General features: G+C 70.4%; 20 protein-coding genes and 1 pseudogene. 8 read left to right on the plus strand and 13 right to left on the minus strand.

The features are described 5' to 3' along the window. Both ACWDX9_RS21445 and ACWDX9_RS21450 read right to left on the minus strand, forming a co-directional pair. Nucleotides 1–222, minus strand: a 222-nt coding sequence (locus ACWDX9_RS21445) for an imidazolonepropionase-like domain-containing protein (protein ID WP_449956552.1), incomplete at its 3' end; no start/stop codon positions are given. A gap of 109 nt (nt 223–331) precedes the next feature. Next, nucleotides 332–1,489 carry a PucR family transcriptional regulator gene (locus ACWDX9_RS21450; RefSeq protein ID WP_449956555.1) on the minus strand — a complete coding sequence of 386 codons (1,158 nt, stop codon included), beginning with the start codon at nt 1,487–1,489 and terminating at the stop codon, nt 332–334. A 106-nt stretch (nt 1,490–1,595) separates the two neighbouring features. Here ACWDX9_RS21450 and ACWDX9_RS21455 point away from each other — a divergent pair, with 106 nt between their 5' ends. After that, entirely contained in the window at nt 1,596–3,698 is a 2,103-nt protein-coding gene (locus ACWDX9_RS21455) for a M6 family metalloprotease domain-containing protein (protein WP_449956558.1), read from the plus strand. A gap of 117 nt (nt 3,699–3,815) precedes the next feature. Further along, nucleotides 3,816–6,296: an ATP-binding protein gene (locus ACWDX9_RS21460; RefSeq protein ID WP_449956561.1), complete on the plus strand. Its 2,481-nt coding sequence runs from the start codon at nt 3,816–3,818 to the stop codon at nt 6,294–6,296. Nucleotides 6,297–6,299: 3 nt separating this feature from the next. Here the strand turns inward: ACWDX9_RS21460 and ACWDX9_RS21465 are convergent, their stop codons facing one another. Then, nucleotides 6,300–7,172 (minus strand): hypothetical protein, encoded by an 873-nt coding sequence (locus ACWDX9_RS21465; RefSeq protein ID WP_449956564.1) that lies wholly within the window; start codon nt 7,170–7,172, stop codon nt 6,300–6,302. 73 nt (nt 7,173–7,245) lie between these two features. Here ACWDX9_RS21465 and ACWDX9_RS21470 point away from each other — a divergent pair, with 73 nt between their 5' ends. Further along, on the plus strand, nt 7,246–8,028 hold the full coding sequence (locus ACWDX9_RS21470) for a tyrosine-protein phosphatase (protein WP_355194224.1): 783 nt from the start codon (nt 7,246–7,248) through the stop codon (nt 8,026–8,028). Nucleotides 8,029–8,041: 13 nt separating this feature from the next. On the opposite strand, the gene ACWDX9_RS21475 is transcribed toward ACWDX9_RS21470, so the two are convergent. Both ACWDX9_RS21475 and ACWDX9_RS21480 read right to left on the minus strand, forming a co-directional pair. Continuing rightward, nucleotides 8,042–9,082 carry a Gfo/Idh/MocA family oxidoreductase gene (locus tag ACWDX9_RS21475; RefSeq protein WP_449956567.1) on the minus strand — a complete coding sequence of 347 codons (1,041 nt, stop codon included), beginning with the start codon at nt 9,080–9,082 and terminating at the stop codon, nt 8,042–8,044. A gap of 259 nt (nt 9,083–9,341) precedes the next feature. After that, entirely contained in the window at nt 9,342–10,241 is a 900-nt protein-coding gene (locus tag ACWDX9_RS21480) for a proteasome assembly chaperone family protein (protein ID WP_355194230.1), read from the minus strand. A gap of 633 nt (nt 10,242–10,874) precedes the next feature. Between ACWDX9_RS21480 and ACWDX9_RS21485 the strand changes: the two genes are divergently transcribed. Further along, nucleotides 10,875–11,795, plus strand: coding sequence for a terpene synthase family protein (locus tag ACWDX9_RS21485; protein ID WP_449956571.1), 921 nt, complete (start codon nt 10,875–10,877; stop codon nt 11,793–11,795). Nucleotides 11,796–11,803: 8 nt separating this feature from the next. Here ACWDX9_RS21485 and ACWDX9_RS21490 read toward each other — a convergent pair whose 3' ends face one another. Continuing rightward, on the minus strand, nt 11,804–13,909 hold the full coding sequence (locus ACWDX9_RS21490) for an ATP-binding protein (RefSeq protein ID WP_449956574.1): 2,106 nt from the start codon (nt 13,907–13,909) through the stop codon (nt 11,804–11,806). Nucleotides 13,910–14,732: 823 nt separating this feature from the next. Between ACWDX9_RS21490 and ACWDX9_RS21495 the strand changes: the two are divergent. The 3 genes and pseudogenes from ACWDX9_RS21495 to ACWDX9_RS21505 all read left to right on the plus strand — a co-directional run. Beyond that, nucleotides 14,733–14,879 (plus strand): annotated as a pseudogene (locus ACWDX9_RS21495) (helix-turn-helix domain-containing protein); the annotation flags it as partial. A gap of 186 nt (nt 14,880–15,065) precedes the next feature. Continuing rightward, complete coding sequence (locus ACWDX9_RS21500; RefSeq protein ID WP_449956662.1) at nt 15,066–16,970, plus strand: WD40 repeat domain-containing protein; 1,905 nt, start codon at nt 15,066–15,068, stop codon at nt 16,968–16,970. Nucleotides 16,971–17,276: 306 nt separating this feature from the next. After that, nucleotides 17,277–19,037, plus strand: coding sequence for a hypothetical protein (locus ACWDX9_RS21505; RefSeq protein WP_449956577.1), 1,761 nt, complete (start codon nt 17,277–17,279; stop codon nt 19,035–19,037). Between the two features lie 133 nt (nt 19,038–19,170). On the opposite strand, the gene ACWDX9_RS21510 is transcribed toward ACWDX9_RS21505, so the two are convergent. From ACWDX9_RS21510 to ACWDX9_RS21530, 5 genes are all read right to left on the minus strand, one after another. Beyond that, the gene (locus ACWDX9_RS21510; protein ID WP_449956580.1) at nt 19,171–19,527 is read right to left on the minus strand and encodes a DoxX family protein; all 357 of its coding nucleotides are present in this window, start codon (nt 19,525–19,527) and stop codon (nt 19,171–19,173) included. A gap of 29 nt (nt 19,528–19,556) precedes the next feature. Next, complete coding sequence (locus tag ACWDX9_RS21515; RefSeq protein WP_449956582.1) at nt 19,557–20,354, minus strand: ABC transporter permease; 798 nt, start codon at nt 20,352–20,354, stop codon at nt 19,557–19,559. Further along, nucleotides 20,351–21,121, minus strand: coding sequence for an ABC transporter permease (locus ACWDX9_RS21520; protein WP_449956585.1), 771 nt, complete (start codon nt 21,119–21,121; stop codon nt 20,351–20,353). Before ACWDX9_RS21520 ends, ACWDX9_RS21515 begins: the two co-directional genes overlap by 4 nt. Continuing rightward, nucleotides 21,111–22,028, minus strand: coding sequence for an ATP-binding cassette domain-containing protein (locus tag ACWDX9_RS21525; RefSeq protein ID WP_449956588.1), 918 nt, complete (start codon nt 22,026–22,028; stop codon nt 21,111–21,113). The genes ACWDX9_RS21520 and ACWDX9_RS21525 overlap by 11 nt, the downstream gene beginning before the upstream one ends. Nucleotides 22,029–22,092: 64 nt before the next feature. After that, nucleotides 22,093–22,383, minus strand: a complete 291-nt coding sequence (locus ACWDX9_RS21530; protein ID WP_449956591.1) for an antibiotic biosynthesis monooxygenase — start codon at nt 22,381–22,383, stop codon at nt 22,093–22,095. 60 nt (nt 22,384–22,443) lie between these two features. Here ACWDX9_RS21530 and ACWDX9_RS21535 point away from each other — a divergent pair, with 60 nt between their 5' ends. Further along, complete coding sequence (locus tag ACWDX9_RS21535) at nt 22,444–23,088, plus strand: TetR/AcrR family transcriptional regulator (RefSeq protein ID WP_449956594.1); 645 nt, start codon at nt 22,444–22,446, stop codon at nt 23,086–23,088. 165 nt (nt 23,089–23,253) lie between these two features. Here ACWDX9_RS21535 and ACWDX9_RS21540 read toward each other — a convergent pair whose 3' ends face one another. Together ACWDX9_RS21540 and ACWDX9_RS21545 are read right to left on the minus strand one after the other, a co-directional pair. Continuing rightward, nucleotides 23,254–24,615 (minus strand): MFS transporter, encoded by a 1,362-nt coding sequence (locus ACWDX9_RS21540; RefSeq protein WP_449956597.1) that lies wholly within the window; start codon nt 24,613–24,615, stop codon nt 23,254–23,256. Between the two features lie 70 nt (nt 24,616–24,685). Further along, entirely contained in the window at nt 24,686–25,528 is an 843-nt protein-coding gene (locus ACWDX9_RS21545) for an NAD(P)H-binding protein (RefSeq protein WP_449956600.1), read from the minus strand. Nucleotides 25,529–25,608 lie beyond the last annotated feature (80 nt).

Consider the following 25,608-nt stretch of genomic DNA (forward strand, 5'->3'; position numbering starts at 1 on the left):
GGCGGCCGGCCCGGAGGCGGACCCCGCGGCGCGGGCGTCGACCAGCCCGGCCACGATCATGCCGGTCCACCGCAGCTCCTCGGCGGCGGGGAAGGACGTGGTCACCGAGGCCCGCGTGCCCACCTCGACCACCCGGTCGCCCTTGAGTGCCACGGCCCCGTCGCGAATGGGATCGGCGCAGACGGGCAGGACGAGCGGGCCGGAATGGACCACGACGGGCATGGGCGCGCGCCTGTTCAGGACCGGACCGGCACGTTTCGCAGACGGCATCGGCACTCCCGTCGGATCATCCCTGTCAGGGCATTAAACGTGAGCCCTTTCAGGTTCGCAATTAGGACAAATTATGCGATTCTCTCGGTAAATATCGACCGGAGAGGCGGGCGAGTTTCAGGCTCAGGTGCAGCGCGAGCCGCTCGCCCCCGTCCTTCAGGTCGGTACGGGCCAGCTCCTCCACCCGCTGCAGCCGGTAGTACAGGGACGTCCGGTGCAGCCGCAGCGCCCGAGAGGTGGCGACCGCGCTCCCGGCCAGGTCCAGGTAGGTCTCCAGGGTCTCCAGCAGCGGCAGGTACTGGGCGTCGGCCAGCAGTCCTTCCAGCCCCGGGTGCAGCTCCTGGTCGGGCAGCTGGGTGAGCATCCGGTAGACGCCGAGCCGCGCCCACTCGGCCGTACGCCCGAGCCCGGGCACCCGCGAGGTCACCTCCGCCGCGTGCCTGGCCTCCCGGTACGACTCCGCCGCCTCCGCCAGCGCCGGCCTGGTCCGCCCCACCCCGACCACCACCGGCACCGGCATGGCCGCGTGCAGCTCGTCGGGGGAGACCGGCGGCCCGGCGGTCAGCAGCACGGCGTGGTCGTAGCGGACCAGGTGCAGCGGATGGTGACCGTTCAGCCGCCGCCGCAACGCCAGCAGCCCCTGCTCCAGCCCCAGCCTGAGCGCCTCGTCCGGCTCGGCCCCGCGCGGCTTGGCCACCAGTACGGTCACCGGCTGCGCCTGCGGGAACGCGCCCGCCTCGATGAGCTGCCTGGCCGCGTCCCGCTCGCCCGCCAGCAGCCCGGTGACCGCCTCCAGCTCCCGGTGGGAGGCCAGCCCGCTGGCCAGGCTCTCGTGGAACAGGGCCAGCGCGAGCGCCGGGGCGGCGGCCACGGCCTCGGCGACCTCGGCGTCGGCCATGGCCGGCCCCGCGTCGACGAACCACAGGAAGCCGAGCAGCGCGTCCGCGTGCCGTACCGGGACGCACACCCGTGGCAGCAGGCCGAAGTGCGGCGCGCCCGGGGTGCGCACGGGCCCGGTCGCCTCGTGCACGCCGGCCGCCCGGAACCACTGCCGCACCTCGGGAGTGGTGCTGCGGCGCAGGATCGAGTCGCGGCGGATGTCGTCCATGGCGCCGTTCTGCTCGCTGTAGGCCACGACGCGCTGCACGCGGTCCTCGAGCAGCAGGGGGCGGCCGAGACGCGCGGCGAGCTCGTCCACGGTCCGCTGGAGATCCGCCACACCAACACCTTTACGTGGATATTTCAACAATTGTCGGAAAGACCACTACGGTTCTTCCCTACAACTGATCGGTGATCTCCGTCAATATCGTCTATACCGTCAATCCGTGATTGCCCCGAAGAAGCTGCTGAAGGGTTTGCTGGCGGCCATCGTGCTGATCCCGGTGAGCCTGATGGCGACCCCTGCTTCCGCAGCACCCCCCACCGAACCCGAGTATCCGTGGCGGCAGAACCACTGGCCGCAAACGCAGCCCTGGCAGCTCGACGAACCCGCCGACGCCCAGGCCCTGCGCTCCGGCCCAGCCGGCGGCATCAAGCCGATTGATCCGCAGAACTGGGAGAATCCCGACAACATGACGTGGGCGGACTACAAACGGCCGCCCGGCACCAAGTGGAACGACCCCGCCGTCAAGGGGTCGAAGCGCACGTTCAAGGGCGCGCTCGTGCTGCTCGACTACCCGAACCAGTCGTTCGTGGTGACGCAGCCCAAGGGCTCGACGATCTACGCGAACCCGAGCGCCGAGGCCCACGACGTCCCGCGCGACCAGGTGGCCAAGTTCTACCAGGACTTCCTCAACACCCCGAACGACCTCAACAAGGGTCACACCATCCACGAGTACTGGATGGAGGACTCGGGCGGCAGGTACGGGGTGGAGCTGACCGGGTTCGGGCCCTACACGCTGTCGGGCAAGGACCACGAGTACGCGATGGAGTTCCAGGGCGGCACCGGCTGCCCGGCGGGTGACACCTGCAACAAGAACCTGCGTACCGAGGGCAACGCCGCCTGGATCGCCTCCGTGGGCGAGGAGGTGGCCAAGCAGTTCGACTTCGTCTTCTACCTGAGCGCCGGTCAGGACGAGTCGGCCACCTGGCAGGAGTTCGGGATGATGAAGTTCCCGACCAAGGAGGACGTGCCGGACGAGTGGGGCCCGCCGGACCCCGCGCTGCCCAACTGGGTGGCCACCCGCTACGTCGACTGGACCTCGTGGCAGGCCGGCTCCAACTTCTGGCCGAACGCCCGCTTCGGCATCGACTCGGTCCAGGCCGAGAGCTCGGGCATGGCCGTCTACGCCCACGAGCTGAGCCACATCATGGGCATCGCCGACAACTACAACAACCCGTACGGCGTGCCGGCGCGCAGGGCGTACACGGGCGTCTGGGAGATGCTCAGCCGCGGCAGCTTCAACGGCCCCGGCGGCCCGCACTCCCGCTGGCTGATCCCGCCGACCGCCGGCGCGTCCATGGGCGCGCAGCACATGCTGCGCAACAAGATCAAGCTGGAGATGGTGGACGAGCAGAACGTCTTACGCCTCTCGCGTGAGGCGCTCGACGAGTCGGGCCTGGTCACCGCCCGGGTCGTGGCCCGCGCCGTCCAGCCGGGCAAGAACGAGCTGTCCGGCGTCAACATCTCCTTCGACACCGGCGACAAGAGCCCCGCCTGCGACGTCACGACGAACCCGCTGTGTGACGGCGGCGGCTACGAGAACTACACGGTCGAGGTCGTGGACCGCGTGGGCACCGACTCCTTCACGCCCGACTCCGGCGTCCTGCTGGCCAAGACCAAGAACCAGGACCGGTCCCCGTTCGAGTGGGTGATCGACGCGAACCCGCAGGACATCGGCATGACCGACTACGTGCTGCCCGACGGGACGAAGGTGCCGATCACGGTCGGCGACTACCGCCAGCTCGCCGACGCCCTCTTCCACGCCGGCACGGACTCCGGCAGCGAGTACGAGTACGTCGACCAGGCCAACCGCCTGCACTTCTACGTCACCGACGTCAAACGCGACCGCGACGGCGAGCTGTCCTACACGGTCGCCATCCGCTCGCTCGACGGCGCGGGCCCGCAGAAGCGCGGCGTCAAGCTGCTCCCCTCGGCCGGCCTGCCCACCGCCAAGAACATCTCCACCTGCAAGTTCCCGCTGTTCAACACCGGCAAGGCGGCCCCGGCGCAGGGGCAGCACCCGGAGGACGTCGGCGCCTACCTGAACTCCGACGTCTACCGGCTCAAGGCCGAGATCCAGGGCAAGGGCTGGACCGCCCAGCTCCCGAACGCGCTGGACTCCGTCGCGTTCGGCAAGCAGGACCTCGTCACCGTGAACGCCGTGCGCGGGACCGGCGGCGACCGCCTGGCCAGGGTCAAGCTCACCGCCACCTCGGAGAGCGACCCGAGCAAGACGGCCACGGCCACCTGTCATGTGATCGGCTAACAGATGAACGATGGGGTACGGCTGGCGCAAGCCGTACCCCATTGGCTTGAATTACCCCATAGGGGGTGTTCGTTGACAGGGGACCTACCTGACAAACCGCGTAAAAGACGCAGAAAGGTGCCATGGGCCGCGCCCATCTCCGCGGGCCTCGCGGCCGCCGCCGCGAGCGTGCTGACCGCCTCCGTGGACTGGGAGATCCCGCCGCTGGCCAAGATCGCCGTGACCGGCGCGGCGGCCGTCCTCGTCGGGCTGACCACCTGGGCCACCACAGAGACGCGCGAGCCCCGGCAGCAGGCGCTCCCCGCGCCCGGCCCGCACCCGCCCGACCAGTGGCCGCCGGTCCCCGAGCACTTCACCGGCCGCGCCGAGGCGCTGGCCGAGCTGCACGAGGTCTTCACCGAGCGCAGGAAGACCCCCGGCCTCTCACCGCCCCTCGTGGTCTCCCTGTACGGCCGGGGCGGCGTCGGCAAGTCGGCGCTGATGACCAGGTTCGCGCACGAGACGGCCGGCTGGTTCCCCGACGGCAGGCTCTACGCCGACCTGCGCGGCGGCGTGGACGCACCGGTGCGCCCCGACGAGGTGCTGATCGGGTTCCTGCGCGCGCTGGACGTGCGCCTGACCACCGACCCCGGCGGCCTGGACGAGTTACGCAAGCTCTGGCTGACCTGGACCAAGGGCCGCAGGATCCTCATCGGCCTCGACAACGCCCACGACGCCGAACAGGTCAAGGCGCTGATCCCGGCCGAGCCCGGCTGCGCGGTGCTGGTCACCTCGCGCGCGCCGCTGTTCCTGAACGGCACCCATGACACGCGGCTGGGCGTGTTCAGCGAGGCGCACGGAGTGGAGCTGCTGGCCAGGCTGGCCGGCGGCGACCGGGTCGTCGACGACCTGGAGGCCGCCAAGGAGGTCGTGCGGCTGTGCGACTACCTGCCGCTGGCGATCAACATCTGCGGTGCCCGGCTGGCCACCCGCGAGCAGTGGAGCATGCGCGAGATGTCCGCCCGGCTGGCCGACACGCGCCGCCGTCTCGACCAGCTCGAAGTGGCCCCGACGGTGGACAAGAGCGTGCGCGCCTCCGTGCAGCTCAGCTACGACGACTGCACGGGCATGCAGCGCCGCCTGCTGCGCCTGCTCAGCGCGCTCACCGCGCCCGACGTGCCCGGCTGGGTGGCCGGCGAGCTGCTCGACAGCTCCGGGCTCGACGGCGCCGACCAGCTCGAAGCCCTCATCGACGCCCAGCTCGCCGAGTGCTCGGGCACCGACCAGACCGGCACGATGCGTTACCGGCTGCACGACCTGGTCAGGGTGTTCGCCGCGGAGCTGGCCGAGCAGGACGAGGCCGAGCGGCGCAGGGCGGCCGTCGAGCGCGTGCTCTACGGCTACCGCCGCCGCGCCGAGGAGGCCGCGCAGAACCGCTGGCCGCAGGACTGGAGCAAGGGTGGACGCCGCTCCGACGCCGACGGGCAGGTCCGGGCCGGCGACTGGCTCAACGCCGAGCGGCTGACGCTGCTCGCCATGATCCACCTGGCCCGCCAGCTCCGGCTGTGGGAGCTGACCTGGGGGCTGGCCAGGGCGTTCTGCTCCCTGTGCCACTCGCTGCGCGCGTACTGGGCCGACTGGGTGGCCGTCGCCGAGCTCGGCTGCGAGGCCGCCGCGCAGGTCGGCGACCGGCGCGCGCTGGCCATCGCGCTGCTCGACAGCGCCTCCGTGCACGGCGGCCTGGGCCTGCGGGAGCGGGCGCTGGAGGAGGCCAGGCGGGCGCTGGAGACGTTCGAGGAGCTGGGGGAGACCTGGTGGGCGGCCAGGGCCATGCGCACGATCGGCATGACGCTGTTCAGCGACGGCCACCTGGACCGGGCGCAGGACTATCTCATCGGGGCCATCACCGCGTTCAAGGGCGAGGACGACCTGTGGTGGATGGCCCGCACCCAGCGCAACCTCGCCGAGATGCGCATGTCGGAACGCCGTCCCGACGAGGCCAGGGAGCTGCTGGAAGACGCCCTGGAGATCTTCAAGCGGGACGGCAACCGCTACTCCGAGGCCCAGACCCTGCGCGTCTACGGCGAGGTGCTGGCCGCGCAGGCGCGCGCCGAGCACCGCGCGGGCGACCTCCGGCCGGCGGCCAACCTGTTCACCAGGGCCGGGTTCAGCCTCGACCGGGCCTCCGAGATGTTCAAGCAGCGCGGGGAGCTGTGGGAGGAGGCCCGCTGCCTGCGGGCCGCGGGGGAGGTCGGCGACCCCGACAACGGGCTGCGCGAGCTGGACTTCGTCCGGCGGGCCGAGAAGATCCTGGCCGCGCTGGGCGACTCGTGGGGGGTGGCCAGGACCGCCGTGTCGGCCGGGCGGGCCCTGGCGCGGCTGGGCCGGATCGAGGAGTCGGAGCGGGAGCTGCGGCGGGCGGTGCGGGGGTTCGAGGAGCTCGAGGACCGGTGGTGGATGGCCAGGAGCCTGCGCTACCTGGGGGAGGCGCACCTCGACGCGGGCGGCCGCGGGGCCGCGGTGGAGCCGCTGGAGCAGGCCAGGGACATCTACCGCAGCCTCGGCAACGAGGCCGGCATGCGCCGTACCCTGGAGCTCCTCAGACGCGCCGGCCCCTGACCCTCAGGTCAGGGGCGTCCTGATCAGCTCGCCCGCCGCGAGCCTGGCCTGGGCGATGCTCTCCTCGAACAGCTTGCGCACGTGCGCCGCCTGGTCGGCCAGCTCCCTGATGCGCTCGTGGGCCAGCTCGTCCCGCACGGTGTCGGCGATCAGCTGCTGGTACTCGGGGGTCTTGGCGGCCAGCGCCTCGAGCCGCCGGTGCGCGTGGTAGACCTTGTCCGCCTTGACCACCTGCTTGGCGTACTTCTCCAGGTGGCGGACCCGGTGCGACAGCGACGTCCAGGCGGCGTCCAGCGCGGTGGTGTAGGGCTTGAACGCGTCCTCCATGCCGGGCGGCAGCTCGCGCGGGACGATCTTGCCGTGCTCGGCGTGCATGGACGACAGCTTCCGCAGCCGCTGGGCGATCTGCCAGACCTCCTCGGGCAGTGAGACCCGGTTGTCGATGGTGTCGATCAGGCCGTCCCGGTGGACGCGGGAGGCCATGATCGCCTCGACCGCGTTCTGCGCCCTGCGCAGCAGCCTCTGGCAGGGGTAGTCCAGGTCCTCGGGGAGGATGAAGCGGTTGGCGTGGACCTGGGCGGCGCGGATCCGCCGCCGGGTCGATCGATAGGTGCCGTCCAACGCCATCCACCTGAACAGGACCAGCAGCCCGAGCCCCACACCGGGGACCAGCAGGGCCGGCGTGTCGGTCGCCACGGCGACCACCATCAGGAGGGCCGGGATCACGAAGAGGAGGGCAGGGTTCTTCGTGGTGTCCACGCGCACACCGGATCGAGCCAGGCGGAGGATGTGCGGGCTGGACCGCAGCTCGACCGAGATCTCCGGGTGCAGCGTTGGATCGATCACCAGCCGGGGCGGCAGAGCTCGTGGATCCATACGTTCATGCTGCGTTATGAACCTCGGATTCGCTCATATTTGGCGGACATATAGGGTCGCAATAATGGATGAGATGACGAGGTGGATAGACCTGGAAGGCGCGGTCAACGCGCGTGACCTGGGCGGATTGCCGACTCGCGACGGCGGCCGCATCCGGCGCGGGCGGATCTTCCGCGCCGACAACCTGCAGGGCCTCACGCCGGGTGACGTGGCGGTGCTGGTGGGTGAGCTGAAACTGCGGCACGTCGTGGATCTGCGCTCGAACGCCGAGGTCGCGATGGAGGGCCCGGGGCCGCTGACCCTGGTGCCCGAGGTGCGCCACCACCACTTGACGCTGTTCGCGGAGGGCGGCACGCACACCGACGTCGAGGCCGACACCATCGACGGCGACCGGGTGCTGCCCTGGGCCGAGCGCGGGCTGGACGAGGAACTGCGGGTGACCGGCTTCTACTTCGGCTACCTGCGCGACCGCCCGGACGCGGTGGTGGCGGCGCTGCGCGCGATGTCGCTGGACGACGGGGCGGCGCTGGTGCACTGCGCGGCGGGCAAGGACCGCACCGGAGTGCTGTCGGCGCTGGCGCTGGACGTGGCGGGGGCGACCCGCGAGGCGATCGTCGAGGACTACGTGGCGACGGGGGAGCGGCTGGAGCTGATCCTCAAGCGGCTGCGGAGCAGTGCGACGTACCGGGGCGATCTGGACTCGCGGCCGGCGGACGACCACATGCCGCGGGCCCGGTACATCGAGCAGTTCTTCCAGGTGCTGGACGAGCGGTTCGGCGGTGCGATGGGCTGGCTGACCCGGCACGGCTGGACCGACGCCGACACGACCGCCCTCCACACCCGCCTCCGCGACTGAGCGGGTGGGTGGGTCAGCCCAGGTGGGTGACGATGCGCTGGGTGGCCGACAGGCGGGCGGCCTCGATGACGGTCAGCGTGTCGATCACGCTCTCCGGGTCCACGGGTGGTGGCGCCCCCTCGCGCAGCGTCGCCACCACCCCGCGATAGAAGTCCAGGTACGCCCCCGGCTCCGTCCGCTCGGCACGATGGGCCTCCTCCGTGCCGAGCAGCCCCCAGCTCCCCTCGTCATCCTCCCCGAACTCCGGCGAACCGGGCGACATCCCCGCCCGCAGCCGCTCCTCCTGCACGTCCATCCCGTACTTCACGAACCCGGCCGCCGAGCCCAGCACCCGGAACCGAGGCCCCCGCCAGGCCGCCACCGAGCTCATCCACAGATGCGACCGGGCCCCGCCCGCGTGCGTCAGCGCGATGAACGTGTCGTCGTCGGAGGCCACCCCCTCGCGCCGCACGTCGCTCTCGCAGTAGACCTCGCGCGCCGGGCCGAGCAGCTGCAGGGCCTGGTCCACCAGGTGGCTGCCCAGGTCGTAGAGGAGCCCGCCGATCTCCTCCGCGCCCCCGCTCTCCCGCCAGCCGCCCTTCGGCATCGGCCGCCACCGCTCGAACCTCGACTCGAAGCGCAGCACGTCACCCAGCCGCCCCTCCTCGACCAGCCTGCGGACGGTGCGGAAGTCGCCGTCCCAGCGCCGGTTCTGGAACACGGTCAGCATGAGCCCGCGCTCCTTGGCCAGCCGCACCACCTCCCGGCCCTCCGCAGCGGTCCTGGCCAGGGGTTTGTCCACGACGACGGGCAGGCCGGCGGTGAGCGCGGAGGCGGCGGTGGCCACGTGGGTCCTGTTGGGGGAGGCGACCACGACGAGATCGCACCGGCCCCACAGCTCCTCCACGTCGGGCACCGGGACCGCGCCGTACTTCTCGGCCACCTCGGCCTGGCGGGCGGGGTTGCCGGTCACGACGGCGGCCAGGGACAGGCCGGGGGTGGCGTGGATGAGAGGGGCGTGGAAATACGCTCCGGCGGTGCCGTAGCCGACCAGTCCGACCCGGATGTCAGTCATTTCCTCAGGCTATCCGGCACGCCCGTCAAGACCCCTCAGGCGGTGCCCGGCCACGGCCCTGGTTCCGGGGTCATGAAGGCATCGCTGTTTCCGGGGGTATGAAGGCGCCTGGTTCCGGGGTCACGGAGGCGCCACCCAGACGGCCCACGGGGCGGCGTGACGGCGGCCCGCCACGCACACCTGGTGAGCGTCACCCTGGACAGGCCCCGGCCACGTGCGGCGGGTGGGGCCGGCTCGGGCCACCGTAAAATATGGGGTTTTACTCGTCGTCGCGCTCGGCGAGGAAGCGTTCGAACTGGGCGGCCAGTTCGTCGCCCGTGGGCATCGGGGTCGTCTCGGCCATCAGGTTCTCGCGCTCGGCGCCGCCCGCGAACGCGTCGTACTGCTGCTCCAGCCCCGTGATCGCGGTGGAGAGCTCGGTGGAGGCCTGGATCTGCTCCTCGATCTCCGTCGTCGTACGGCGGGCCGCGTCGCGCAGCCCGTCCAGCGGGAACACCAGCCCCGTGCCCCGCGTCACCGCCTCCAGGCCGGTGACGGCGGCGGTCGGGTACTCGGCCTGCGAGAGGTAGTGCGGTACGTGGATCGCGTACCCCAGCGCGTCGTGCCCCTGCGCCCCCAGCCGGAACTCCAGCAGCGCCGCCACGCTCCCCGGCACCTGGACCCGTCCGAACGCGCTCGTCTGGGAGTTGATCAACTCGGGCCGGCTGGCGTGCATCGTGAGGCCGAGCGGGCGGGTGTGGGGGACCGCCATGGGGATGCCGTGGAGCGTCACGATCTTGCTCACCTTCAAGCGCTCCACCAGGTCCGACACGGCCTTGGTGAACAGCTCCCACTCCCGGTCGGGCTCGGGCCCGCTCATCACCAGGAACTGCGTTCCCGTCGCGTCCTTGGCGACATGAACGGCCAATTCCGGGCTCTCGCACTCCACCCATCGGTCAGTGTCGAAGGTCATGATGGGCCGGCGAGACCGGTAGTCGAGCAGCCGGTCCACGTCGAACGTCGCCACGACCCGGTGCTCCAGCTCGGCCAGCAGGTGGCCCAGTGCGAGGCGTCCGGCGGAGCCCGCGTCGACAAAGCCGTCGAAGTGGTACAGCAACACCGGATCGGGCAGCTCGGGCGCGTCGTCTGCGAGCTCGTAGAGATCCTTCGGGTCGAACACGGTTGGACAGCCTTTCCCTAGGTACTCTTCACCAGAACCTACGGCGAGTCGGAACGATTCCGCGCACGGCACCCTATCGAGGGTCAATAGGACACATCGCCACGGACCCGAAGATCGGGGGTTCGCAACCGGGATGTTCGCCCTGGCCAGGACGGGTGCCGCCGGGATGCCGAGGGTATAGGGCGAGGTCGGGGCGCCGGTCGATGTGACCGACGGCAAAGGTGACACTTTGCTGGTGCTCGCGGCTCATTACGGTCACGCCGGGACGGTTTCGCCTGCGCGTAACAGCGGGGCGCCGATTCCCGCCGGGTCCGCGACCTCAATCTGACGCCGCTCACCACGAAAAGGTGTCTGTCGTGGTCAGAGCGTTACCGAAGGAGAGCGACGATCGCCGCACGGGTCCGCCGCCGGCGTTGCGTGCGACGCGAATGTGGTAAATGACCAGTTTATCCAATGGTTCACGCAAAGCGATTCATAGTATGAAATAAGCACTAAAGGCCTCGAAGTTGCCGACTGTGGCCTTTCGTTCACCGCCTCGTCATGCTGGATGACGTGGCTACTTCTGCGCAAACATTTGGTAGGCGACCACTCCACATCCCTCCGTTGCCATGTCCGTTCCCGAGCGAGATCCACGTGCACGCCGCGGAGGTCGACGCGGAGAGTCACGCATGGCTGGCCGCCACGAACATGCTCACCGGCGCCGAGGCGATCGAGCACTTCCGGCGCTCCAAAATCGGACTGCTCGCGGCCCGGACCAACCCGACCGTGCCGCGTGACAGCCTCCGGTTGATCAACGACTGGTACAACTGGCTCTTCGCGTTCGACGACGCGTTCTGCGAGGGCGAGCTGATGGGACACCGGGCCTCTGCTCTGGCCCGCGCCCTGCCGCCGCTCCTCGAGATCCTCGACGGACGCAGGAAGCCGGACTTCGACGACCCGTTCGGCCTCGCCCTCAACGAGCTCCTGCACCGGATCTCCGAAGCCGCCACCCCCGCCCAGGTGGACCGGTGGCGGATCACGGTGAAGGAGTACCTGTTCGCCCAGATCTGGGAGGCGGCCAACCGCGAGGTCGACCTGATCCCCACCCCTGACGACTACGTGCTGATGCGCCGCATCACGGGGGCCACGTACACCTGCCTAGCGCTCATCGACGCCGGTGGCGGTTACCGGCTCGAGGCGGAGGAATGGCATCATCCCGACGTCCGCGCGCTCTCCGACCTGGCGTGCGACCTCATCGGCTGGGACAACGACCTGCTCTCGTACGCCAAGGAACGGGGGAACGACAAGGCCCGGCACAACCTCGTCACCGTGCTGGCCACGCACAAGTCCCTCTCCCTCCAGGACGCGTTGCGCGAGGTCGCGGAGATGCACAACAACGCGATCGCCGCGTTCGTCGAGCGGCGCGCGATGCTGGAGCACTGGGCGTCACTGCCGGTCCGCAAGTACGTACGGGGGCTCGAACACTGGGTGCGGGGGCACATCGAGTTCTCCCTCGGCAGCGCACGTTACGTGCACGCCTGGCCCGACGGCACCCGCTGGCCCCAGGCGGTCTGAGGCCGGCGCTACTCAGAGGCGTCCGGCTCGCCACCGAGCGCGAGTTCGGACGCCTCGTCCAGGTCGAGCCTGGCGCCCTCCTCGAACGTGTTCTTGTAGGCCTGCTCGCCCATCCGCCGCACACACTCGCGTACGCACACGTTGTGGTCGTCGGTCAGGAACGGCGCGCCCATCTGCGGCAGACCGGCCGACTTCCAGTTCTGCTGCAACGCGCCGAGCAGCTTGGCGGCCAGCGCCAGCTCGTCGTGCAGGACGAAGATGCGCGCGCAGGTCTCCAGCGCCAGCAGGGTGCCGAGCGTGTCGTGGAAGTGCCGCTTGATCCGCAGCCCCTCCCTGGCGCTCTGCAGCGCCTCCACCGCCCTGCCGGTCGCGAGCCTGGTGAAGGCCAGCGCCCACTGCGCGTACGAGCTGACCCAGAGCTCGCCGCGCTCCCTGCACACCTGCAGGCAGTCCAGCAGCAGCGACTCCGCCTCGTAGAACTCACCCTGCGACGACAGCACCAGCGACAGCTCGACGATGGCGGGCAGCAGGCCGGGGTTGAGCTCCTTGTTGTCGGTGTTGAACTCGATCGCCACGCCCAGCAGCGCGCTGGCCTTCTGCAGGTCGCCCTGGAGCAGCGCGGCCGTGCCCTGCATCTTGGAGGCCAGGATCACGGACCTGGAGTCGCCGACCCTGACGGCCTCGGTGCTGCACTGCTCGGCCGCCTTCAGCGCGCCCGCGCTGTCACCCTGGGCGCTGCGCACGTACGAGAGCACCCACAGCGCCTTGCAGCGCTCCTTGCTCGCGGTGGGGTTGGCCTGGAGCGCCTTCTCCAGGTAGAGCCGCCCCTCACGGACGAATCCACAGCAGATCCACATGAACCACAACGACGACAGCAGCGTCAGCGCCAGCACCGACTTGCCCGGCGACTTGAGCGCGTGGTCGAGCGCCACCCGTACGTTGTCGTGCTCCTGCCGCATGCGGACGAACCAGTAGATCTGCCGCGGCCCGGACCAGGCGTCCTCGCTGCGCTGGGCCAGGCTCAGGTAGTACTCCAGGTGCCGCTGCTGCATCTGCTCCTTCTGGCCGAGCTTGTCGAGCCACTCCTCGCCGTACTCCGCGAGGGTGTCGATGAGCTTGTAGCGGACCCCGGCGTGGTTGCTCCTGATCAGCAGGATGGACTTCTCGACCAGCCCCGTGACCAGATCGGTGATGTCCTCGGACGGCAGCCGCCCGTCGGAGCAGACGAACCTGGCCGCGTCCAGCTCGAAGTCCTTCGCGAACACCGACAGCCGCGCCCACAGCAGCCGCTCCGCGGGCTCGCACAGCTCGTGGCTCCACCCGATGGCCGCCCGCAGCGTCTGGTGCCGCGGCAGCGCCGTCCGGCTCGCGCCCGCCAGCAGGCTGAACCGGTCGGCCAGCAGCCCGAGGATCTGCTCCACCGACAGCGCCCGCAGCCGTACGGCCGCCAGCTCGATCGCGAGCGGGATCCCGTCGAGCCTGCGGCACAGCTCGGCCACGGCGCCGATGTTGTCCTCGTCGAGCACGAAGTCGGGCACGCTCGCCCCGGCGCGTTCGGCGAAGAGCTGCACGGACTCGTTCGTGAACAGGCTCTCGCCCGGATCCTCGAACGGCACCTGCAGCGGCGGCACGGGAACCACGTGCTCGTACGGCAGGTTCAGCGACTGGCGGCTGGTGGCCAGCACCTTCAGATTGGGCGCCGCCTCCAGCAACTCGTGCACCAGATCGGCGCACCCGTGCACCAGGTGTTCGCAGGTGTCGATGATGAGCAGCATGTCGCGCTCGCCCACCCACTCCGACAGCGACTCGGACTCGGCCCGCGAGGACTGGTCGGCGATGCCCAGCGCGGAGGCGATGGTGTGCTTGACCATGCCCGCGTCCTGCAACCGCCCGAGATCCGCGAACCACACGCCGTCCGGATACTGCGACCGGACGAGATGCGCGAGCCTCAGCACCGTACGGGACTTGCCCACGCCCCCGATGCCCGTCACGGTCACCAGGCGCGACTCGCCGAGGTGCCGTTTGAGGTTGGCGAGGAGCCGCGTCCTGCCGATGAAGCTGGTGAGCTCCGCCGGTAGATTGCCGTCTCGCTGCCAGCCTGTCGGGGTTGCCATGAGCAGCCTCACGGGGGGATAGGCGACACCTGCTCTCGCATCGTACCGCCGCCGCCCCCGCCTGTCCCTGGACCTGCGGACACGTCGGGCGCTTTGTATGCCCGAGTAGCATGTCCGGCGTGAACGATTTTCTACCGGAGCAGACAGCGGACGACACGGACGAGGGCTGGGGCGACTGGCCCGAGACCGACCCGGACGCCTTCTACCTGGACAACAAGCCTCCACACTGGGCCTAGAAGCAAGGCCTTCCACAAGGGGGCGCTTCGCGCTCGGAGTTCCAGGCTGCGCCTCCCAAGAGGGCTCCGCCCCCTTTCGATCCCCTCAACCCCCGCTCGCTGCGCTCGCCAGCGCCCACCCGTCGCCTGGTTGCCGGGTTGGCCTGCTGGAGCCCGCCCCGAAACAAGGGCCCTCGCTCCCCTCGGACCGTCCCTCCAGAGGCGCGCCTGGCGGCGCCATCGAGCCCACCCACTGACCGGCGAAGCGGTGGGCCATCTGATGCCCGTCCAGGACCGGGTGCCTTCCGGGTCGCGTTGCCCGATCGCGCATGGCGCAATTGACGGCCGGTTGCATACCCAAGCCTGGAGAAGCGGAAGTAGAACCTGAGGCGGACGAGTGGTTCGACGCACTCGGCCAGGACGACCAGGAGACGGCCGTCTTCCTACTGGATCGCCCAGGCAGGCGCATTATCCTGCTGACAGTGTTCAGCCGAGATCGAACGGGCCGTGCGGGCCTTGAAGCGATGCGTCGCCGAGGCCCACACCGCAGATGAGGGGTGAGCGGCATGGCTGAGCGCAAGGCCTGGTCCGACAAGCGCGCTGAGATCATGAGCCGCCCTGGCGCCGGAGCCGCCTACGAGGCCGCCCGTATTCGATTCGAACTCGGTGAGACCGTACGGCGCCGCCGCGAGGAACTTGGGCTCACCCAGGCCGAACTCGCTGAGCGAGCAGGACTCAAGCAACCGGCGGTGGCTCGCTTCCTGTCGGTGTCGTACCCCGGCTGTACTGTGCCTGCCATGTCAGAGCGTGAGACGTCCGTGGGGTCAGCGCCGTTTGGCGACGCGAAGGAGTGGGGCCTGCGATGGGCTTGGCGGTCGACCGGGGAGTTGGCGTCCATGCCGCCCCTCGGGCAGCGACCGCCTGCCGCTGATGGAAGCTCGGTGTTCGCGGTCGCCACCGCAGTCCTCGACGGTCGGCCCGTCGTCGTCTCCGCCTCCGGGGACGGCTCGCTCCGGCTGTGGGACCTCGCCACCCAGCAGCAGATCGGCAGCCCACTCACCGGGCATACGGCCGCGGTGTACGGACTTGCCACCGCAGTCCTCGACGGTCGGCCGGTCGCCGTCTCCGCCGGCAACGACAAGTCGGCACGGGTGTGGGATCTCACCACGGGCCGGCAGATCGGCAGGCCGTTCACGGCGCACGCGGCGATCGTGCGGGGGGTCACGACGACCACGCTCCACGGTCGGCCGGTGGCGGTCACCGGCGGCTTCGACGGGGCGGTGCGGGTGTGGGACCTGGCCACCGGCGAACAACTCGGCGAACCGTTCACCGGTCACCCGTACATGGCGACGCATGTGGCCACGGCCGAGCTCGACGGCAGGACGGTGGTGGTGTCGAGCGGCTCCCTCGGGGAGGTTCGGGTATCGGATCTGGTAACCGGTGAACAGCTCGGTGAACCGTTCACCACTCACAAGGACACCGTGTCCACCCTGACCACCACCACGCTCCACGGCCGGCCGGTGGCCGTCACCGGAGGCCACTACGACGGCACGGTGCGGGTGTGGGACCTGTCCACCCACCAGATGATCGGAGAACCCTGGGTGGGTCACGAGCGGGGAGTCGACGATGTCGCCTTCACCACGCTCGACGGCCGGTCGGTGGCGCTCACCGCCGGCACCGACCGCACCGTGCGGCTCTGGGACCTCACCACCGGGCAGCAGCTACACGTCTTCACCGGGCACAACGACTTCGTGTGGTCGGCCGACCTGGCCGTGCTCGACGGTCGGCCGGTCGCCGTCACGGGCAGCAGCGACGGCACGGTGCGGCTCTGGGACCTGCGGTTCGGGCTGGAGGCCGCGGAGTCCCCCGTCGGCTACCGCCGGCAGGTGCGGGCGGTGACCACCGCCGTGGTCGACGGACAGCCCGTGGTGGTCACCGGCGGCGACGACCACAGCGTCCGCCTGTGGGACCTGACCTTGGGCAAGCCGTTCGGGCAACCGCTCATGGGGCACGACGGACCGGTGCGGGCGCTGGCCACGGCCGTCGTCGACGACCGCGCCGTTGCCGTCACCGGCGGCGACGACTGCACCGTCCGGATCTGGGACCTGGCCGCGGGCAAGCAACTCGGCGCTCCGCTGAGCGGCCACACCGCCGCCGTCGGCTCGGTCGCGGTCGCCACCACTTCGGCCACCGGGCAGCCCCTGGCCGTGACCGCCGGCACCGACAGGACCGTGCGGGTGTGGAACGTCGCCACCGGCGAGCAGATCGGCGCGCCCGGCGTCAGCCACCGCCGCTGGGTCCGCGCCGTCGACACCGCGGTGGTCGACGGCACACCCGTCTCCGTGGCCGGGTCCTTCCACGGCGGCCTCCGGGTACGGGAGCTGGCCGCCAACCGGGAGATCAGCACTTCTTCCCTTCGACGCCACGGCCCGCCCGTGCAGCGGCTCGTCACCACCGTGGTCGGCGGTCAGCCGGTCGCCCTCACCGCGAGCGATGTGAACTGGTACCGGGAAGAGGACCTGCCGGTGAGGTTGTGGGAGGTGGCCACCGGCCGGCACCTCGGCGATCTGCCTGCCGTCAACGTGCAGGCACTCGCGGCGGCGTCGGTGTGCGGTCATCCCGTTGCCGTCACCGCCAGGGGCCCTGTGGTGGAGGTGTGGGACCTCACCACTCACCGGCGGATCGGTCGCCGCCTTCACCTCCCCGACGCCGTGACAGCCGTCGCCGTGGACGAGGCCGGGCACATCGTCGTCTGCTTCCGCAGCGGCATCGCCGTGTTCGGGGGCGAGTACGAGACGCGTACCGAACCCGAACTGCACTACGTCGCACTCGACGACCAGCCGTGACTCGCACAGCGCGGCGACACAGCAGGGCAGCCCGCCCGATGAGCTTCGTGAGCCGCCCGGCCCGTTGCGGCGTCATCGAGCCCACCCGCCGACCGGCGAAGCGATGGGACATCGATGCCCGCCCCGGACCGGGTGCTTCCGGGCCGCGTCGGCCGATCGCGCATGGCGCGGTGTTCGCCAGTAACGGCTCGATCAGCTCCTCCTGCGCGCCGGTCAGGCCCGCGGGGTAGCGATCAGCGGCCATCCGGCCACCTGACGCCACAAGCGCTCATCAACCTCTGGCAGGCGCGGTGGGAGCGCAAGCCCTTGTTGGGTCCGCATGTCAGTGGCGATCTCTATCATGCTGCCCCAGAGATCATCCGTGCCGATTGGGGTCCCACCATGGAGCGTCCGTTCGTGAGGATTGTCGATGGCCCGTTCGCCGGCCTCGATGCGGAGCTCGTCTCTGTGGACGGTCAAAGGTTGACCGCGCGTGTGACGATCTTCGGTCGGGAAACAGCGGTCGAACTCCATCGGGACCAGGTGGAGCATCCCGAGGACATACCCGCGCTGTGGTACGGCGAGGTGGAGGACGACGGGCAGGTCCTTGCCGGGCTGCGGGAGCAGATAGCGGCGCAGTACGACGACCTCAGGTATGGGAGAAGGTTCGAGTTCTTTCTCGAGCGTGCCGACCTTCCCGAGGAGGACCTGGCCCAGGAGTGGGACGCTTACAACGCGTTGTGCACCGAGCTTGACGCCGATGTGCAACGGCGCAAGGCGGTGGCGTTGCAGGCGTTCGATCAGGAGATCGCTCCGCTACCGGCCGGTGAGGCGAGAAGGCGAGTGGCTGCCGACCCCGGCCGCTGGCTGCCGGCTGCGGCCGCCCGGGAAGAGCGCCGGTCGCGGTATCCGGGCATCGACCGCTCCAATACCGAAGAACGGTTGCGGGCGGCGATATTCGGGGAGCCCGATCCGCCGCTGACGCTGTGGGAACGGGCCGACCGTCGGCGGGCCGCATCGCGTTCCGCCGCCGAGCTGCGGGACCACGCGGTGTGGAAGGCGGCGAACCGACCGCACGAGCAGGTGAGGTCGGCCGCTGAGGCCCAGGTCGAGCGCGAACGCGCCGCGATCGAGGAACGCCTTGCCCGCGACTGGGGATTCCAGCTGCCCGACTCGATCTTCCGGTTTCGGGCCTTCCTGCTGTCCTTGGGCCCGGCCGGAAAGCAGGCCCTCGACGACCTGGAACTGTGCCCGTTCGGGATCATGGACCTGTTCGACGATCCCGAACGCGGTTCCCGGGCCGGCATCGATGTGCGAGTACACGGCCGCTACTACCGCGACCCGCCCGAGTTCCTCACGTTCATGCACGGCGGCACCGACGGGCTGCATTTCGGGCTCTGGTACGACGACGGCCGCACCTGCACCGGAGTCGCCTCCTACTACAACAACGACGGTGGCGGCGTGGGCCTCCCGTCGCGTACCCCTCTCGAGGCCGTCCGGTACACGCTCGAATGGGGATGGCGCCACCTCGGAGATCAGGATGATGAGCCGGCCGATCCCATGGACCCCGAGGTGGTCGCACGACGGCACCGGTTGCGGCTCCTGCGCGAGATCCTGATGACCTTCGAGACCGGCGACCGCGACGAACAGGGCGAGGACTACCACAACGCCTACGGACACTCCCCAGAACTGCTCGAGCACGGAGATCCGGATCGAATCGAAACCCTGGACGGCGGCGGCGCGCTCGTCGACGGTGACACCGCGATCAAGCGCGGCCGACAGAGGCCATGGGACGACTACGACTTCTGCACAGCCCTGCACAAGGAGCTGACCGACGACCCGGCCGTCCGGGAAGCCCGCCTCACCGAGGCACGGCGCCGCTGCGCCGCCGGACACCCCGCCGACGCTCTCACCCTCGGCCGTGACCTGCACTGGATCAGCGCAGGAGACCCCGAACTCGAACACCATGCGAACGAGCTGCTCACCATGGCCTACCGCGCTCTGGGACGCGACAACCTCGCCGCGATAGCCCAAGCCCACCACCGCCACCGCGATCTCCCCCAGGTGCACGTCCTCGAAGAGACCTGACGCGCTCACCACCATCGCACTGCGGACCTGGACAGCGGAGCGACGCTACGAAGCCGGTTGATCTTGAGCATCGTGGGCGAACAGCGCCGAAGCCCCGGCGAAAGACGTTCACGATCTCGAGTGGGATGGACGGTCAGAAGCGGCCCCAGGCGATCAAGGCGGTCAGCGCGAGCAGGACGACGTTGACGGCGACGGCCGCAGGTTCTTTGCGGCGAACGTGGGTGGCGGCGGCGCCGAGCATGGTGATGGCCAGGCCGGCGGCAGCCAGCGGGGTGAGGATCGGGGCGATGCCGGTGGCGGCGGGCAGGATCAGGCCGAGGGCGCCGAGAAGTTCGGCCACGCCGATCAGGCGGAGCTGGGTGGGAGTGAAGTCCTCCACCCAGGGCAGCATGGGGCGCAGCCTCTCCTTGGGCAGGGTGCAATGCATGACCCCCGCCAGGCCGAAGACGGCGGCCAGGACGGCCTGCAGTACCCACAAGAACACGTTCACGTCAGTTGCTCCTTTCGCAGGTTCTCGGCCTAGTAGCGGCCGAGGGTGCCGCGGCGTCGGGCGAGGTGCTCGAGCCGGTTGAACAGGACCACCCCGGCGACGGTGATGAGCAGCGGCTGGGCCAGCAGCCATCCAAGACCCCAGCCGGTCGGGAGGGTGGTCAGGGAATGACCGCCGAGCAGGATGTCCCGCATCGCCTCGATGCCGGGCGCGATGGGAACCGCGAGCCGGCTGAGGAAGGCGACCGGGTCGGGCATGGCGGCCAGGGGGACGAGGGTGCCGCCGGCGATGGCGTAGACGGCCACGGACAGCTGGGTGATGATCTCGATACGTTTGAACACCAGGGTCAGCCCGCACAGGATGAGGGCCAGGCCGCAGGTGCCCAGCGCGATGGCGGCCAGCGGCACGATCACCTGTGCGTCGAAGGGCAGTCGCCCGCCCTGGAGGGTGATGGTGACCGCGCCGGTGGCCAGGACGGCCAGTGCGGTGGGCAGGGCGGAGATCACGGCGGCGACCTGGCGGCCGAGGATGAGCGCGGCCGAGGGCAGCGGGGTCAGGTAGGTCTGTTCCAGCACGCCGGACTGGATGTCGCCCAGGTAGCTCCAGAACAGGCGGTTGACCTGCTCGTGGATGAAGGTCAGCGCCACCATGCCGAGCAGGACCGGTGGCAGGAGGTCCGCGCGCAGCTGCCCACGTCCCATGAACAGCACGATGAGCAGGTAGAACAGCGGGAAAGTGGCCATCTGGATGAGGACTTCGCGCCATCCGGCGACGAGGTTCAGCAGGCCCTTGCGTACTTCCGCGGCGAATCCGCGAGCGAAGATCATGCCGTCTCCTGGAGGGCACGGCGGTGGTTGCGGACGAACAGCAGCCCGCCGGCGGCGGTGAGCGCGACCGTATGGGCGAGCAGCCAGGGCAGGGTGCCTCCGTTCCACACGTCGGCCAGGGTCCGCTCCTGGAACAGCGTCCGGACGAGAGCCTCGATGCCCAGCGTGGTGGGCAGGACCCTGGCCAGGACCGCCAGCCAGTCCGGATAGAAGGCCAGCGGCAGGAACGACCCGTTGAGCAGCAGCACCAGTGCGGTGAACAGCGACTGCAGCGCCCCGATCATCGGGGAGACCAGTGCGAGGGCCGCCAGCAGGAACGTGAAGGCCAGCACGTTCGCTCCGAGCAGCAGGGCCGGCACCAGCGCCGCCCAGCGCATCGGGATCGCGATCCCGGTCACCAGCATGGGGACGAGCGCGGCGACCGCGGCCACGGCCAGGCCGAACACCGAGGCGGTGAGCAGCCGGCCGAGCATCGGCAGCCAGGGCGGCGCCGGGGTCATCTGCGCCTGGGCGAAGGTGCCGGCGCGTTTCTCCTCGATGAGGTCGGCCACCATCACCAAAGCGGCGTACTGCAGGAACCAGTAGGCGCCGATCGCGACCAGGGTCTGTGGCAGGAGCTCCTGGCGCAGCTCGCCCTGGCCGAGCACGAACTGCAGGCCGAGGTACATGGTGGTGCTGATCAGCAGGGTGATGACGTGGCCGATCGGGTGGGCCAGCTGTACGCGCAGGCCCTTGCCGATCTCCGCGCGCAGGACGTCAAGCAGCATGGGACGCCTCGTTCACCAGCGCGAGGAACACATCCTCCAGGTCGGGCTGGACCTGGGTCAGCGACTCCAGGACGGCACCCTGGCCGCGCAGGCGCTCGACCACGTCGTACACCTCGTGCGGGTGGCTCACCCGCACGCTGATCGTGGTGACGCCGTCTCGGGTGACGGCGTCGAACCCGGGTGGCGCCGCGCCTTCGACGCGGATCTCGTATCTGTCCCGTTCGCGGAAGCTCGCCAGCAGCTGGTACGTGGGCAGGTCGGCGATGAGCCGGCCGTTGCGCATGACGGCCACCCGGTCGCACAGTTCCTGGGCCACGTCGAGCTGGTGCGTGGTGATCAGGATGGTGGTGCCGAGCTCGCGGGCCTGCTCGGTGATCCAGTTCTTGACGGTGCGGGTGGCCTCGACGTCGAGGCCGACGGTCGGCTCGTCGAGCAGCACGATCGGCGGGCCGGCGATGAGAGCGACGGCGATCGCGACCTTCTGCTGCATGCCGCGCGAGAAGCCGCCGACCTTGTCGTCGCGGCGCTCCCACAGCTCCAGCTCGGTCAGCAGGTCACGGGCGCGCTCGGCGACCTGGGCCTTGCGCAGGCCTTTGAGCCGGCCGAAGTACATGAGGTTCTGCCAGGCCGACAGGCTCCAGTAGACGTTGCGCGAGCCTTCCAGCACGGCGCCGAACTGTGCCATCGCGGCCGAACGCTGCCGGGCCACGTCGAAGCCGCCCAGCCGGACCCGGCCGGAGGTGGGGGTCAGCAGGCCGGCCAGCATCTTGATGGTGGTGGTCTTGCCGGCGCCGTTGGGGCCCAGGAAGCCGAAGACCGACCCGGCGGGGATGTGCAGGGACACCTCGTCGACCGCTCTGACCTGCGCCGAGCCGTAGACCTTGGTCAACGCGTCGATTTCGATCATGTCATCTCCTTGGTTCGAGGAACCCCGGCCCCGGGCTGCGGGGCCGGAGGGGTGGGGCCGGCGGTCAGAGCTCGGCCAGAACCTCGATGTCCTCCGCCATGACGTCGCGGGCGACCGCGAACGCCGCGACGGCAGCGGGGGTGCCGGGCGCGGCCTGGCGGGCGGCCTGGAGGCTGGCGGCCGAATCCCAGCGCCAGACGCCGACCCACGTCTCGTCGTTCAGCCGGCCGAGGCGCGCTTCGGTGAGGCCGGGCTGAGTGGCTCTGATGGCGGTGACCAGGGCGGCGTGCCGGGCCTGGACCTGCTCGGCGTCCGCGGGATCGGCCTGGAAGCGGGTGACGCTGATGATCGTCATGGCTGTACCTGCTCTCTAGAGTTGACTTCTAGTTACTGAATCTAGAGATAGACTCTAGCCATGAGCGATGTCAAGCGGACGAACAAGCGGGCTGAGAAGGCGAAGGAGACGCGCCGGCGCATCCTCGCGGCGGCGTTGGAGCTGTTCGTGCAGGACGGATACGGCGCGACAAACCTGCAGGACGTCGCCGAGAAGGCCGGGGTCGCGGTGCAGACGATCTACTTCGTCTTCGGCAACAAGCGCGCCCTGCTCAAGGAGCTGGTCGACGTCACGATCGCGGGCGATGACGAGCCGGTGGCCACGATGGACCGGCCGTGGTACGTGGCGGCGCTGGCCGCCGGCACCGCCCAGGACATGCTGCGCGCCTACGTCGCCGGCACGACCTCGGTCCTGGAACGCGTCGCGCCGATCGGCCGGGTCCTGGAGGCGGCGGTCGCGAGCGACCCCGAGGTTGCCTCGCTGTGGTCGCATGACGTCGATCCCCGGCATGTCGTCCAGCAGGGCGCGGCCAGGGCACTTGTCGGCAAACCCGGGGCGCGGGCCGAGGTGTCGGTGGAGGAGGCCGCCGACCTGCTGTACGGCCTGCTCAGCCCCGAGCTGTACCTGCTGTTCGTGCGCGAGCGCGGCTGGACGCGCGAGCGCTGGGAACGGTGGGTCGGCGAGACCCTGCGCGCCCAGCTCTGCACCATGGGCGGGAACGGGTGATCGTCCGTCCCGTCGCTCACGTCCTCGGCGGGTGTCTTCCGGTTCGACCGGATCGGCGAGGCGGCCGTGCGGCGCTCAGGCGGCCCGCTCCAGGACGGCCGCGGGGACGATTGGCCGCCGCGGGCGCCGCCGTCCTGTGGGTAGGGCGGTGTGCCCCGTGCCGGGTCAGTGGTGGGGTTGGGCGTGGTGTGGCAGCAGCCGTACCAGGACGCAGGAGGCCAGCAGAAGGGCCGCCACCACGCCGAGGCTGACCGTCGGGCCGGCGTGGAAGTAGACGGTGGTGAGGGCGGCGGCGCCGAGGCTGTTGGCCAGTTGCTGGGTGGCCGACAGCGAGCCGCTGGCGCTGCCGGACTCGGCCGGGTCGACGTCGCCGAGGGTGATCTGGTAGACGGTGCCGAAGCAGGTGCCCAGACCCAGGCCGATCACGAACACCGGCAGGATGAGCGCGATGCCGGTGAGGAGCGTCAGGACGCCGGTCAGGGTGAGCAGCAGGCCGATGAGGATGAGCCTGCGGCCCAGCCGGGCGATGAGCCGGTACGTGGTGATCGAGGCGACCACGATGCCGGCGGCGACGGGCGCCAGACCGAGGGAGGCTCCGGTGGGGGTGCGGCCGAGGTCGTTCTGCAGGTGAAGGGAGAGCACCAGCAGCAGGCCGGCGACGGCGGCGTTGAAGGCCAGGCCGAGGATCAGCCCGGAGGTGAAGCCGCGGTTGGTCAGCAGCGAGGGTTTGATGAGCGGCTGAGGCGCGGTGAGCTGGCGGCGGCAGAACAGGGCGAAGGACACCAGCCCGGCGGCCAGGCAGATGACCGGTGGCAGGCCCCAGCCGTGACTGGAGCCGTCGATCAGGCCGTAGAGCAGGGTGAGCATGGTGACGGCGAGCAGGGCCGAGCCGGGTCCGTCGACGGTGACGGCACGGTCGCCGGGATCCGGGGGCAGCAGCCGTACGGCACAGCCGATCGCCAGGCCGCCGAGGGCGATGTTGATGAGGAACATGGCACGCCAGCCGAGGCCGAGCAGGTCGGCGTCGATGAGGAAGCCGGCGAGGATGGGGCCGCCGATGGCGGACAGGCCCAGGGCGGGGGCGAAGACGCTGAAGGCCGTGCCGATCTGGTCGCGGGGGAAGACGGCGCCGAGGATGCCGAAGCCCTGCGGGATGAGCAGGGCGCCGAACGCTCCTTGGAGCAGCCGGAACGCCACCATGGAGGTCGGGTCGAAGGCCAGGCCGCAGGCGATGGAGGCCAGGGTGAAGCCGGTGATGCCGATCAGGAACAGGCGGCGCCGGCCGTACTTGTCGCCGAGCCGTCCGCCGACCACCAGCAGCACGCCCATGGCCAGGGCGTAGGCGGCGCCGAGCCACTGGATGAGCGCCTGTCCGCCGTTCAGGTCGGCGGCGATGGCGGGGGCGGCGATGTTGGTGATGGTCGAATCCAGCAGGTCGAGGATGGCGGCGAACAGCACGACGGCGAGGACGGCCCAGCGCCGGCGCGCGGAGGTGAATGCGGGCGCGGGGGCCACAGGGGTGCGCATGAGGACTTCCTATGAGGGTGAAGGGGGATGAGCCCCGGCCCGAGCAGGGCGGGGCGTGGACAGATGGCGCTCATCGGGCGTCGAAGGCGGCGACGTTCTCCGCGGCCCACTGGGCGAAGGTGCGGGCGGGAGTGCCGAGGAGCGTCTGGGTGGTCTCGGCGATCGGGGCGGGACCGTCGGTGGCGGCGGCCCACAGGTCCAGCAGCGAGCCGGCGTAGGGGGCGGACATCCACCGGGTCATCTGCTGCTCGGCCTCGGCGCGGGTGATCTCCAGAAGGGGGATGTCGCGGCCGATCGCGCCGGACAGGATGACCAGTTGCTCGCGGAAGGTGAGCGACTGCGGCCCGGTGAGGGTGACCTGACGGCCGGTGAGCGCGTCGCCGGTCAGGGCGGCCACGGCGAGGTCGGCGAGGTCGTCGGAGTGGATGGGCGCTATGTGCGCGTCGGGGTAGGCGAGCTGGATCGGCTGGTGCTGGCCGATGAGGTAGGACCAGCCGAGGGCGTTGCTGGCGAAGGCGTCCGGGCGCAGGAAGGTGCAGGTCAGGCCGGAGGCGGTCAGGGCGCGTTCGACCTGGAGGCTGTGGGAGGCCAGCGGGTCGGTCTCGGCGCCGGGGGCCGTGACGGAGGAGGACGACAGCAGTACGACGTGCTCGACGCCGGCGGCCTGGGCGGTCTTGACGAAGGCGTCGATGCCGGCGGGCTCCGGGTAGAGGAAGACCTGGCGGACGCCGTCCAGCGCGGCGGGGAAGGCGCCGGGCTGGTCGAGCTTGAGCTCGGCGATCTCGACGCCGGTCGGGGCGGTCAGGCCGGTGGGGTCGGCGCTGGCGGCGCGGGCGGGCAGGCCCGCGGCGACCAGGCGGTGGATGACGGCCTGGCCGACCTTGCCGCGGGCGCCGGTGATGAGGATGGTCATGGTGACTCCTGAGATTGTTGGTGCGTGAAGACACATGCATGCTGGCATGCACATAAATTCGTGTCAACACATGTCTTGCT

The organism is Nonomuraea sp. NPDC003201 (assembly GCF_053590415.1).